The organism is Pseudomonas sp. ADAK2 (assembly GCF_012935755.1).
In the GTDB taxonomy this organism is placed as follows: Bacteria; Pseudomonadota; Gammaproteobacteria; order Pseudomonadales; family Pseudomonadaceae; genus Aquipseudomonas.
Genome location: NZ_CP052862.1, coordinates 2319374 through 2331660, shown reverse-complemented (window position 1 = coordinate 2331660; position 12287 = coordinate 2319374). Strand labels below are relative to the sequence as shown.

The following is a 12287-nucleotide window of genomic DNA, read 5'->3' as shown; positions in this document are numbered from 1 at the left end:
TCGTGGCAAGCATGGGGTGAGGATGTTCGAGGAAGAAAACGCGCAGTGGGGGCTGGTGCATGCCCTGGTGCTGGATGGAAAAGGCGGTGCGCGTTCGATAGCCCGGACTGAACTCGACGAATTGCAGCTGCAGGCCCATGAGAGCCTGTGGCTGCATTGGGATCGCAGTCACCCGCAAACCCAGACCTGGCTGCGTAAATCCAGCGGCCTGAGTGAATTCAGCTGCGACCTGCTGCTGGAAGAAAACACCCGTCCGCGTCTTCTACAGCTTTCCGACAGCGAACTGCTGCTATTTTTGCGCGGGGTGAACCTGAACCCTGGTGCGGAGCCGGAAGACATGGTCTCGGTGCGGATCTTCGCCTCGGCCCAGCGGGTGATTTCCCTGCGTTTGCGTCCGTTGCGCGCCACCGATGAGTTGCTGGTGCAGCTTGCGGAAGGCAAAGGCCCGAAAACCGCCTCCGAACTCATCCTTTATATGGCTCAGTACCTCACCAACAAGGTGCAGGATCTGGTCACCTGCCTCTCGGAAGTGGTCGATGAGGAAGAAGAAAAACTGGATGCCGACGAACGGTATACACCCGAGCATGGGTCCATTTTGCAGATCCGTCGACGGGCGGCCGGGCTGAAACGATTCCTGGCCCCGCAGCGGGAAATCTTCGGGCAACTGACGCGGATAAAACTGCCGTGGTTTGTCGAAGATGACGGCGATTACTGGAACGAATTGAACAACAGCCTGACCCGCTATCTCGAGGAGCTGGAATTGACCCGGGAGCGGGTGGGGCTAGTCCTGGAGGCCGAAGACCGGCGTTTGAGCGTGCGCATGAATCGCACGATGTACCGCTTCGGGATCATCACCGGGATCTTTTTGCCGATGAGTTTTCTGGCCGGTCTTTTGGGTATTAATGTCGGCGGGATTCCGTTCTCCGCCAGCCCATATGGCTTCCTGATTGCGTGCCTGATAATGGTTTCGGTGGCGTTCGGGCAGTGGTGGTTATTCCGACGTTTGCGCTGGGTCTGACCATGAGCCATGTGACCCGACCAAATTTGATCGCGTCTTTCACAGACATCACGAGAGGTGCGTATGCACGATCCGTTTGAACAGTCTTTGCGTGACATGCTCAAGGCATCTCCGTCCACTCGGGACGACGATGCGTGCCTTGGCCGTGTCCTGAAAACCGCCAACCGCCAGGTCGGCGCTGGCGATCTGTTCAGCCTGCTGGGCCGCTGGCTGCCCGCGCTGATGATTGCCTTGAACAATGGATCGGCCCATGTCGCGCCGGTCTCCCGCCACCGTAAACCTACCGTTCGCACTGCTGATAAGGCTGATTGAATATGGAACTTGATCTCTGGACTCAGAGCCTCGTCACTGCAATGACTGCGTTGTGGACCAAGGTTGCGAATTTCATTCCGAACCTATTCGGGGCGCTGGTTGTCCTACTGCTGGGTTTTGTTGTGGCCAAGCTGCTGGACACGTTGTTGTCCAAATTGCTTGCCAAATTGGGCCTTGATCGCCTGATGGGCGGTACCGGTTTGACCAAGTTGCTGTCCCGTGCCGGCCTTCAGGTGCCCATTTCAACCCTGATCGGCAAGATTGTTTATTGGTTTGTTTTACTCATTTTCCTGGTTTCTGCCGCAGAATCCCTTGGACTTGAGCGAGTTTCAGCTACGCTTGATATGCTTGCGCTGTATTTGCCGAAAGTATTTGGCGCCGCGCTGGTGTTGCTGGTGGGTGTGTTGCTGGCGCAATTGGCCAATGGGCTGGTGCGCGGAGCGGCAGAGGGAGTAGGGCTGGATTACGCGTCGGGCCTGGGGCGTATTGCCCAGGGCCTGGTGATTATCATCAGCCTCTCGGTTGCGATCAGCCAGTTGGAGGTCAAGACTGACCTGCTCAACCATGTGATCGTGATCGTATTGATTACCGTTGGTCTGGCGGTTGCGCTGGCCATGGGCTTGGGAAGCCGGGAAATTGCCGGTCAGATTCTTGCGGGAATCTATGTGCGTGAGTTGTATCAGGTTGGGCAACAAGTGCGTGTTGGCGAGGTCGAAGGCCAGATCGAAGAGATCGGCACGGTTAAAACCACATTGCTGACCGACGAGGGTGAGCTAGTCTCTCTCTCCAATCGGATCCTCCTGGAGCAGCATGTGAGTAGCCGCTAACCCGGCAAACCCTGCTAATGTATGCCGCCGCGAAATGCCCAGTAAGGGCTGCGGCGGACATTGACCTGACTGTCGGCCCGACTTGTTTTGAATAAAGCTCAATCGCTCTCCACGCGCTACGACCCCCGCGAGCTCTCTGATGAGGAGTTGGTCGCGCGCTCGCATACCGAGCTGTTTCACGTAACACGCGCCTATGAAGAACTGATGCGGCGTTACCAACGAACATTATTTAACGTCTGTGCACGGTATCTTGGGAACGATCGCGATGCAGATGATGTCTGTCAGGAAGTGATGTTGAAGGTGCTGTACGGCCTGAAGAACTTCGAGGGGAAATCGAAGTTCAAGACGTGGCTCTATAGCATCACGTACAACGAATGCATCACGCAGTATCGGAAAGAACGGCGAAAGCGTCGCTTGATGGACGCTTTGAGTCTGGACCCCCTCGAGGAAGCGTCTGAAGAAAAGGCGCCGAGACCCGAGGATAAGGGTGGACTTGATCGCTGGCTGGTGTATGTGAACCCGATCGACCGAGAAATTCTGGTGCTACGATTTGTCGCAGAGCTGGAGTTTCAGGAGATCGCAGACATCATGCACATGGGTTTGAGTGCGACAAAAATGCGTTACAAACGTGCTCTAGATAAATTGCGTGAGAAATTTGCAGGCGTTGCTGAAACTTAGTTCAGCGCAAATATCTCTTACGTGTAGGCAAGTTCTGATAGACTTGCCGCCGAGTTGTCCCCCGGTTTGCGGGACTGCTTCACAATCACCAGATGGGGATTTAACGGATGAAACTGAAAAACACCTTGGGCTTTGCCATTGGTTCTCTTATTGCTGCCACTTCGTTCGGCGCTCTGGCACAAGGCCAAGGCGCAGTTGAAATCGAAGGCTTCGCTAAGAAAGAACAATTCGACAGCGCTCGTAACTTCAAGAACAACGGCAACCTCTTCGGTGGTTCGGTTGGTTACTTCCTGACCGACGACGTTGAACTGCGTCTGGGCTACGACGAAGTGCACAACGTTCGTTCCGACGACGGCAAGAACATCAAGGGCGCCAACACCGCTCTGGACGCTCTGTACCACTTCAACAACCCAGGTGACATGCTGCGTCCTTACGTCTCTGCCGGTTTCTCGGACCAGAGCATCGACCAGAATGGCAGCAACGGTCGTAACCGTTCCACCTTCGCCAACGTTGGCGGCGGTGCCAAGCTGTACTTCACCGAGAACTTCTACGCCCGTGCTGGCGTTGAAGCTCAGTACAACATCGACCAGGGCGACACCGAGTGGGCTCCAAGCGTCGGTATCGGTGTGAACTTCGGTGGCGGCTCCAAGCCTGCTGCTGCTCCAGTTCCAGCACCAGCTGAAGTCTGCTCCGACAGCGACAACGATGGCGTTTGCGACAACGTTGACAAGTGCCCGGACACCCCAGCCAACGTAACTGTTGACGCTGATGGCTGCCCAGCAGTTGCTGAAGTTGTTCGTGTTGAGCTGGACGTGAAATTCGACTTCGACAAGTCGGTAGTCAAGCCTAACAGCTACGGCGACATCAAAAACCTCGCTGATTTCATGAAACAGTACCCATCCACCACCACTACTGTTGAAGGTCACACTGACTCCGTCGGTCCTGACGCTTACAACCAGAAACTGTCCGAGCGTCGTGCAAACGCCGTTAAGCAAGTTCTGACCAACCAGTACGGTGTTGAATCGACTCGCGTTCAGTCTGTTGGCTACGGCGAATCCCGCCCAGTTGCTGACAACAAAACTGAAGCTGGTCGCGCTGTAAACCGTCGCGTAGAAGCGCAGGTTGAAGCTCAAGCTAAGTAATTAGCTCGCAGCTCTGAAAAGCCCGGCTTAGGCCGGGCTTTTCTTTGTCTGCGATTTGATGAAGCGGAGTTGTGTCAGAGAGATTCAGGCTGTTTGATCGGCCGTCATCGCGGGCAAGGCACGCTCCGACAGGGTGGACGCGGCACTGGCCGCCACCGCACCGATCACCAGAATCGCTGGGCTCTTGAGCTCAAAGCTGCAGGCATCTTCCTCCATGGCTGCCAGCACACTCCGACATTCACGCTGCTGCGGCAGTGAGGCGTTTTCGATCATCGCCACCGGCGTATCCGCCGCCATGCCCCCGGCCAGCAGTTGCTCGCGGATCTCACTCAGCTTCGCCACGCCCATGTAAACCACCAACGTCGTGCCACCCTGGGCCAGGGCTTGCCAGTTCAGGCTGCTATCGTCCTGCGTATGGGCGGTGACCAGCGTCACGCCGCGTGCCACGCCACGCAGGGTCAAGGGAATATCGCATTGCGTCGCCCCAGCCAGCCCGGCGGTGATGCCATTGACCAGTTCGACCTCAACCCCGCGCTCGCGCAGCCACTGCGCTTCTTCGCCGCCACGACCAAAAATGCACGGATCGCCGCCCTTGAGTCGCACCACACACTTGCCGTGGCGGGCATAGCGCAGCATCAACCGATGGATGAAGGCCTGAGGCGTCGAACGACAGCCGCCGCGCTTGCCAACGGCAATGATCCGCGCACGTGGGCAATGCTCCAGTACCGCTTCGTTGACCAGGTCATCGATCAGCACCACATCCGCTTCCCTCAAGGCTCGAACCGCTTTGAGCGTCAGTAATTCAGGGTCGCCGGGACCCGCACCCACCAGCCAGACTTTTGCGCTCATCGAATTTTCCTCACGAGATAACGGCGACCGGCTGCGCGGTGGCGGCCAGCAAACGCTTGATTTCCGGGACGCAGGAGCCACATTGCGTGCCACAGCCCAGTTCTTGTTTCAGGCCCTGCAAGTCCAGGCCACGGCTGATGCCGGCGCAGACTGCGCTTTGGCTGACGTTTTTGCAGTTGCACAGGGTTTTGTTGCCGTTGGCCGGCGCGTCGACGTTGCCCGGTGGCGCACTCAAGGGCGCCAGCAGCCAGCGCCGCAGTTGTTCATCGGCCCGACCTTCGAGCCACAGGCTTTGCAGCCAATGCTGGGCAAGGGTTTCGCCCGCCAGGCGAATCGCGGTGATCCGGCCGTTCTCGATGCGTACCCGTTTGCCGATAGAGCGTCGCGGGTCGTCGTAGGCCAGAACAGGCCCATCGTTAAGCCCCAGGCATTGATCGATATCACGTAGCAATTGCGCGTCGGGCGGCGTGGCGCTGGCAGCGCGTATCAGCAGCGCCGGGCGTTCACGGCCTGCCAGGCTGAGGCTGACGTAGGAAAACGCTTCGCAAAGGGGGCGTAGCGTCTCGAAATGTTGTTGAACATCGCCCTCGATCAAGGCGAAAAGGTGCCAGGGCAGGTGCACCGATTCCAGGCGTACGCCGCTGTGTTTCAGCTCCGGCTGTTTCGACAACGGGTCGAATGCCGGTTGGGTGATGGCATTGACGCCACCCTTGAGAAAACGATCACCCCAGTGCATGGGCAGAAAGGCCTGACCCGGACGCACGCTATCGTCGCTGCCGACGGCCACAATCACCGCGCCGCGACGGCTTTTCAGGCTGACCAGATCGCCGGGTTGCAACCGATGCCGGCGCAGTTCATCCGGGTGCAGGCTCAATACGGCTTCACTGACATGGCCGAACAATTGCGCGGCGGTGCCGGTGCGGCTCATGCCGTGCCATTGATCACGCAGGCGACCGGTGATCAAGGTCAGCGGGAAACGGGCATCGCGCTGTTCCTTGGCGGCGCGGTACGGGTCGGCGACAAACTGCGCACGCCCGCTGGCGGTCGGGAACACCCCATCCAGGTACAGCCGCGCCGTGCCTTCGCTGGCACCGGTGGGGAAGGGCCATTGCTGCGGGCCGAGCCGATCCAGCAGGGCGTGGCTGATGCCGGAAAGGTCCAGGTCCCGGCCCTGGGTCAGTTGCTTGTATTCGTCGAAAACCTTGGCTGCCGTATCAAAGGCAAAAAGGCCGGGATGCGCAGGGCGCAGGCGTTTCTCCAGGCGTTGTGCGAAATCCAGCGTAATCGCCCAATCCGACCGCGCTTCACCGGGTGCGCGAATGGCCTGGCGAACGTGGGAAATTCGCCGTTCGGAGTTGGTCACCGTGCCGTCCTTCTCCCCCCAGCTCGCGGCAGGCAGCAGCAGATCAGCGAACGCCGCGGTTTCGGTGGTACGGAAGGCTTCCTGCAAGACCACGAACGGACAGGCCTCCAGCGCGGCGCGCACGGCAGTCTGATCCGGCAAGGATTGCGCCGGGTTGGTGCAGGCGATCCACAGCGCCTTGATCTGGCCGCTGCGCACCTGTTCGAACAGTTCGATAGCCGTAAGCCCGGTGGTTTCGGGCAGTTGTTCAACCCCCCAGTACGCCGCCACTTCGGCACGATGTTCGGCATTGGCGGCTTCGCGATGGCCGGGCAGCAGGTTCGACAAGCTGCCGGTTTCCCGCCCGCCCATGGCATTCGGCTGACCGGTCAGGGAGAAAGGTCCTGCACCGGGACGGCCGATTTGCCCGGTGGCCAAATGCAGATTGATCAGTGCGCTGTTCTTCGCGCTGCCGGCGGTGGACTGGTTCAGCCCCATGCACCACAGCGACAGAAAACTCGGTGAAGTGCCGACCCATTCGGCACATTGCTGCAGCTGCTCGATGCCAATTCCGCACAGCTGCGAAACCATTTGCGGGGTGTAATCACGTACCAGGTTTTTCAGCTCCGCCAGGCCTTCGGTGTGGGCGTTGATGAAGTCGCGATCGACCCAGTCTTCCCACAACAGCAAGTGCAAAATCCCATGGAACAACGCGACATCGGTACCCGGTAGAATCGCCAGGTGCAGGTCAGCCAAATCGCAGGTGTCGGTACGACGTGGGTCGATGACGATGACTTTCATCTGTGGACGGCGGGATTTGGCCTCTTCCAGGCGTCGGAACAGGACTGGGTGGGCGTAGGCCATGTTACTGCCGACGATCATCACGCAGTCGCTCAACTCCAGGTCTTCGTAGCTGCACGGCGGTGCATCGGCGCCGAGGCTGCGTTTGTAGCCGACCACGGCCGAAGACATGCACAGCCGTGAATTACTGTCGATGTTGTTGGTGCCGACCAGCGCCCGCGCCAGTTTGTTGAAGACGTAGTAGTCCTCGGTCAGTAACTGCCCGGAGATGTAGAACGCCACGCTGTCCGGGCCGTGTTCGGCGATCGTTTCGGCAAACACATTGGCGGCGTGATCGAGGGCGGTGTCCCAATCGGTGCGACCACGGGCCAGGCCTTTGCCCAGGCGCAGTTCCGGGTACAGCGCACGGGCGGCGAGGTCGCCGGTCAAATGCAGGGTCGAGCCTTTGCTGCATAACTTGCCGAAGTTGGCCGGGTGCGCCGGATCGCCGCTGACGCCAAGGATGCGTTCGCCGTCATGCTCGATCAGCACACCGCAGCCGACCCCGCAGTAACAGCAGGTCGAGGCGGTGATTTGGCGGTCCATCAGCCTGCATCCCGCAGGGACAGCAGCACTCGGCCGTTTTCCACCCGCGCCGGATGGTGATGGGCACAGCCAATGTCCGGCGCCTGGGCTTCGCCGGATTGCAGGTCGATCTGCCAGTTGTGCAGCGGGCAGGCGACGCGTTTGCCATAGATCAAGCCTTGGGACAGCGGCCCACCCTTATGCGGGCAGCGGTCATCGAGTGCGAAAACTTCATCGTCGCTGGTACGAAAAATCGCGATGTCGCCTTTCGGGCCGGCGATGATTCGCGAGCCGAGGGCGTTGATCTCTTCCAGTGCGCAGATATCCAACCAGTTCATGCCAGCACCTCCAGGTTTTTCACGGGAATGACATCGAATTCCTTTTTCAGCAGCGGCTGTTCCAGGCGTTCTTTCCACGGGTCCTGTTCGAACGACAGGGAGAATTGCAGGCGATCGTTGAGTGCTTTGCGGCGCTCAGGGTCTTCCAGCACGGCTTTCTTGATGTGTTCCATGCCGACCCGTTGCAGGTAGTGCACGGTGCGCTCGAGGTAGAAGGCTTCTTCCCGATACAGCTGTAGGAAAGCGCCGTTGTATTCGCGCACTTCTTCGGCGGTTTTCAGCTTGACGAAGAATTCGGCGACTTCCGTTTTAATCCCGCCGTTGCCGCCGATGTACATCTCCCAACCCGAGTCCACGCCGATAATGCCGACGTCCTTGATCCCCGCTTCCGAACAGTTGCGTGGGCATCCGGAGACCGCCAGTTTCACTTTGTGCGGCGACCACATGTTGAACAGGTCGTGCTCCAGTTCGATGCCCAGTTGCGTCGAATTTTGCGTGCCGAAGCGGCAGAACTCGCTGCCGACGCAGGTCTTCACGGTGCGGATGGATTTGCCGTAGGCGTGGCCGGACGGCATGTCCAGGTCTTTCCAGACCCCTGGCAGGTCCTGCTTCTTGATCCCCAGCAAGTCGATGCGCTGGCCACCGGTGACCTTGACCATCGGCACGTTGTACTTGTCGGCGACGTCGGCAATCCGCCGCAACTCCGACGGATTGGTCACACCGCCCCACATCCGCGGGACCACCGAGTACGTGCCGTCTTTCTGAATGTTGGCGTGGGCGCGCTCGTTAATCAGGCGCGATTGCGGATCGTCTTTGGCTTCGCCGGGCCAAGTGGAAATCAGGTAGTAATTGAGCGCCGGCCGGCAGGTGGCGCAGCCGTTGGGCGTGCGCCAGTTCAGGTAGCTCATGGTGGTGGCGATGGTCAGCAGGTGCTGTTCGCGGATGGCCTGGCGAATCTGCCCGTGATTCAGGTCGCTGCAGCCGCAGATGGCTTTTTCGCTTTTCGGTTTGACGTCCGCCGCGCCACCCACGGTGTTGATCAGGATCTGTTCCACCAGCCCGGCGCAGGAACCGCAGGAGCTGGCGGCCTTGGTGTGTTTTTTCACGTCGTCGACACTGAACAACCCGTGCTCCTGAATTGCCTTGACGATGGTGCCTTTGCACACGCCGTTGCAGCCGCAGACTTCGGCGGTGTCGGCCATGCTCATGGCTTTGTCCTGGCCCTGATGTCCTACGTCGCCGAGGGCGTTTTCGCCGAACATCAGGTGATCGCGGATCTCGCCGATGGCGTGATTCTCACGGATCTGCCGGAAATACCAACCGCCATCTGCCGTATCGCCGTACAGACAGGCACCGACCAGCACGTCATCCTTGATCACCAGTTTTTTGTAGACCCCGCCGATCGGGTCGGACAGGGTGATGGTCTCGGTGCCTTCACCGCCCATGAAGTCGCCAGCGGAAAACAGGTCGATGCCGGTGACTTTCAGCTTGGTCGAGGTCACCGAGCCTTTATAGGTGGCAAAACCCAGTTGCGCGAGGTGGTTGGCGCAGACCTTGGCCTGTTCGAACAGCGGCGCGACCAGGCCGTAGGCGATGCCACGGTGGCTGGCGCATTCACCGATCGCGTAGATGCGTGGGTCATAGGTTTGCAGGGTGTCGTTGACCAGGATCCCGCGATTGCACGGGATGCCAGATTTTTCTGCGAGTTCGGTGTTGGGGCGGATCCCGGCGGCCATCACCACCAGGTCGGCGGGGATGATGTCGCCGTTCTTGAACTGCACCGAGCCGACCCGACCATTGCCGGCATCGTGCAGGGCCTGGGTCTGTTCGCTGAGGCGAAAGTGCAGGCCGCGGGCTTCGAGGGCGGTTTGCAACAACTGGCCGCTGGTTTTGTCCAGTTGCCGTTCCATCAACCATTCGCCGATGTGCACCACGGTGACGTGCATGCCGCGCAGCATCAGGCCGTTGGCGGCTTCCAGGCCCAGCAGGCCGCCGCCGATCACCACGGCGTGCTTGTGGGTTTTCGCGGTGTTGATCATCGCCTGGGTGTCGGCGATGTCGCGGTAGCCGATCACGCCCTGCAAGGTGTTGCCGGGGATCGGCAGGATGAACGGGGTCGAGCCGGTGGCGATCAGCAGGCGATCGTACTCGGCCTCGGTGCCATCCTCGGCGATCACCCGGCGCTTGATCCGGTCGATCTCCACCACTTTGCGGTTGAGCAGCAATTTAATGTTGTTGCTCAGGTACCAGTCGAGATCGTTGAGCACGATCTCTTCGAAGGTCTGTTCACCAGCCAGCACCGGCGACAGCAGGATGCGGTTGTAGTTGGTGTGGGGTTCGGCGCCGAAGACGGTGATGTCGTACAGCTCGTTGCTCAGCTTGAGCAGTTCTTCCAGGGTACGAACCCCGGCCATGCCGTTGCCGATCATCACCAGTTTTAGTTTTTTCATCAGGTTCTCCGGGAGCTCAGACTCGCCTCATCAGGGCTTTCAGGTCGTGCTCGACAAATTTTGCGCAAACAAAAAAAGGCGTCCCGCTAGTTGCCTAGCGAGGACGCCTTTGTCCTGGTCCCGTTCTCTCGGGAAGCACAACCTTCGTCGTTGAAGGCTGGGCTTTATGTATGGTGGGAAAGGTAATGCAGTGGTTGTGCCAAGATGTTCAGGCCCCGTAATTTCATGGGTTGGTGACCGTCTCAAATCAAAGAGTGGGATTTATTGCACCGAATCAAAGCGTCTCGCCCATTAATGGAGCGCCACAAACAGCAACAGCAGATTCACCACCAACGACACCAGCGCCAACGTTCGCCAAACCTTCAACGGCTCACGCTCCAGTAATGGCTTGGGCCGGACGCTCAAACTGCGCCGCTCACCTTGTTCCAGCAGCAACAGCCATTCTTCTGCGGTTTCAAAACGCTGCTGCGGATCAACCGCGACCGCGCGCTCCAAACTCAACGCGATCCATTCCGGCAGGTCCGGCCGATAGCGACTGGCACTGACCGGCACGCCAAACCGCGGGCGCTGGAACGCTTCGATTTCGCCATAGGGATAGTGCCCGGTCAGCAGGAAAAACAGGGTCACGCCGACCGCATACAAATCCTGTTGTGGTGTCGGCGCCTCCCCGTGAAACGCTTCCGGTGCGATGTAACTCGGCGTGCCGGGCAGGGCGCAAGGCTGATCTTCGGACAGGCCGGGGCAGTAGGCGAGACCGAAGTCCAGCAAGCGCAACTCGCCGTCGTCCCCCAGCAGCAGGTTCTCCGGTTTGATGTCGCGATGCAGGATCTGCCGTCGATGCAGCATCCCAACCGCCCGCAACAGACGTTCGGCCAAATCCAGCCATTGGGGCAGAGGCAGCGACCCGGTTCGACCCTGCAAATCAGCCAGGGTTTGCCCCGAATATTCCCGCATCACGTAGTACAAATGCTGACGCTGAGTGGCGGCATGGACTTCAGGAAAATGCCGCCCGGCGACCCGTTTGAGGAACCATTCTTCCGACAACAACGCCTGCCCGGCCAGGTGATCATCGTGCAAATGCCCGGGCAAGGTTTTCAGCAGCCAGGGTTGTTGTTGCCCGTCCCGCACCTGATACAGCAGCGATTGCTGGCTCTGGCCGAGGATGCTTTCGACTTGCCAGCCTTCAAAGCATTGCCCCGGTTTCAGCGCCGGCGGCAGGGGCCATTGCTGCAAATGAATCAGTGCATCGCCAATGCTTGTTTCACCGAGGGCATCAACGCGCACCAGCAGGGCGCTGGCGTTATCCTGGCTGCCGGCCAGGTGCGCGGCGTTGACCAAGGTCTGTGCGGCGCTATCAAGATTCGGTTGATCGCGCAAAATCGCCGCAATGGCGGTATCGCCCAGTACTGCCCAGACACCATCGCTGAGCAGTACGAAACTCTCATCCAGCCGCAGTTCGCCATCGAGAAAATCCAGCACCAAATGCTGATCCAGCCCGAGTGCACGCTTGAGCACATGCTGCATGCCCTGCTGGTCCCAGACGTGATCCTCGCTGACCCGCTGCAACTGATCGGCGTGCCAGCGATACACCCGGCAATCGCCGACATGGGCCAGGGTAAAACGCCTACCGCGCATGACCAAAGCACTGACGGTGGTGAGCAGCGGTTGCCCACCGCCGTTGGCCTGTAACCAGCGATTCTGTGCTGACAACAGGCGATCCAGAGCCTCGGCAACGGGCCAGGTTTCCGGGGTGGCGTAGTAGTCCAGTGCCAGTGCCTGCAAAGTCGAACGGGCAGCGAGACCGCCATCGACACACTGGCTGACACCGTCGGCGATGGCGAACAGATAACCCTTGCTCGCCGCCAGCGCCGGAGCCGGGGTGACCAGGCGCAAGGCATCCTGATTTTCCGCGCGAGGGCCGATGGCGCTGGCCTCGGCGAAACTCAGTTGCAGGCTCATCGCTGCC

General features: G+C 59.6%; 10 protein-coding genes. 5 read left to right on the top strand and 5 right to left on the bottom strand.

From position 1 onward, the window contains the following. Positions 1–22: 22 nt before the first annotated feature. The 5 genes from HKK52_RS10785 to HKK52_RS10765 all read left to right on the top strand — a co-directional run bounded on the left by HKK52_RS10785 (position 23) and on the right by HKK52_RS10765 (position 3977). Positions 23–1018 carry a zinc transporter ZntB gene (locus HKK52_RS10785; RefSeq protein WP_169370810.1) on the top strand — a complete coding sequence of 332 codons (996 nt, stop codon included), beginning with the start codon at positions 23–25 and terminating at the stop codon, positions 1016–1018. A gap of 63 nt (positions 1019–1081) precedes the next feature. Next, positions 1082–1330: a hypothetical protein gene (locus HKK52_RS10780; RefSeq protein ID WP_008146303.1), complete on the top strand. Its 249-nt coding sequence runs from the start codon at positions 1082–1084 to the stop codon at positions 1328–1330. A 2-nt stretch (positions 1331–1332) separates the two neighbouring features. Beyond that, on the top strand, positions 1333–2157 hold the full coding sequence (locus HKK52_RS10775; RefSeq protein WP_054054005.1) for a mechanosensitive ion channel family protein: 825 nt from the start codon (positions 1333–1335) through the stop codon (positions 2155–2157). 87 nt (positions 2158–2244) lie between these two features. Next, complete coding sequence (sigX, locus tag HKK52_RS10770) at positions 2245–2835, top strand: RNA polymerase sigma factor SigX (protein WP_169370809.1); 591 nt, start codon at positions 2245–2247, stop codon at positions 2833–2835. 107 nt (positions 2836–2942) lie between these two features. Further along, positions 2943–3977, top strand: a complete 1035-nt coding sequence (locus tag HKK52_RS10765) for an OmpA family protein (RefSeq protein ID WP_169370808.1) — start codon at positions 2943–2945, stop codon at positions 3975–3977. Positions 3978–4061: 84 nt separating this feature from the next. Here the strand turns inward: HKK52_RS10765 and cobA are convergent, their stop codons facing one another. The 5 genes from cobA to HKK52_RS10740 form a co-directional block, all read right to left on the bottom strand. Next, positions 4062–4826, bottom strand: a complete 765-nt coding sequence (cobA, locus tag HKK52_RS10760) for a uroporphyrinogen-III C-methyltransferase (RefSeq protein ID WP_169370807.1) — start codon at positions 4824–4826, stop codon at positions 4062–4064. Between the two features lie 10 nt (positions 4827–4836). Beyond that, positions 4837–7554, bottom strand: a complete 2718-nt coding sequence (locus tag HKK52_RS10755; RefSeq protein WP_169370806.1) for a nitrate reductase — start codon at positions 7552–7554, stop codon at positions 4837–4839. Beyond that, positions 7554–7871: a nitrite reductase small subunit NirD gene (gene nirD, locus HKK52_RS10750; RefSeq protein WP_169370805.1), complete on the bottom strand. Its 318-nt coding sequence runs from the start codon at positions 7869–7871 to the stop codon at positions 7554–7556. Before nirD ends, HKK52_RS10755 begins: the two co-directional genes overlap by 1 nt. After that, entirely contained in the window at positions 7868–10321 is a 2454-nt protein-coding gene (gene nirB / locus HKK52_RS10745) for a nitrite reductase large subunit NirB (protein ID WP_169370804.1), read from the bottom strand. Before nirB ends, nirD begins: the two co-directional genes overlap by 4 nt. Before the next feature lie 291 nt (positions 10322–10612). Then, complete coding sequence (locus HKK52_RS10740) at positions 10613–12280, bottom strand: bifunctional protein-serine/threonine kinase/phosphatase (protein WP_169370803.1); 1668 nt, start codon at positions 12278–12280, stop codon at positions 10613–10615. Between the last annotated feature and the right edge of the window lie 7 nt (positions 12281–12287).

Coding starts and splice junctions, on each gene's coding strand:
- HKK52_RS10785 (WP_169370810.1), top strand. CDS start 23: ATGTTCGAGGAAGAAAACGCGCAGTGGGGGCTGGTGCATGCCCTGGTG.
- HKK52_RS10780 (WP_008146303.1), top strand. CDS start 1,082: ATGCACGATCCGTTTGAACAGTCTTTGCGTGACATGCTCAAGGCATCT.
- HKK52_RS10775 (WP_054054005.1), top strand. CDS start 1,333: ATGGAACTTGATCTCTGGACTCAGAGCCTCGTCACTGCAATGACTGCG.
- HKK52_RS10765 (WP_169370808.1), top strand. CDS start 2,943: ATGAAACTGAAAAACACCTTGGGCTTTGCCATTGGTTCTCTTATTGCT.
- cobA (WP_169370807.1), bottom strand. CDS start 4,826: ATGAGCGCAAAAGTCTGGCTGGTGGGTGCGGGTCCCGGCGACCCTGAA.
- HKK52_RS10755 (WP_169370806.1), bottom strand. CDS start 7,554: ATGGACCGCCAAATCACCGCCTCGACCTGCTGTTACTGCGGGGTCGGC.
- nirD (WP_169370805.1), bottom strand. CDS start 7,871: ATGAACTGGTTGGATATCTGCGCACTGGAAGAGATCAACGCCCTCGGC.
- nirB (WP_169370804.1), bottom strand. CDS start 10,321: ATGAAAAAACTAAAACTGGTGATGATCGGCAACGGCATGGCCGGGGTT.
- HKK52_RS10740 (WP_169370803.1), bottom strand. CDS start 12,280: ATGAGCCTGCAACTGAGTTTCGCCGAGGCCAGCGCCATCGGCCCTCGC.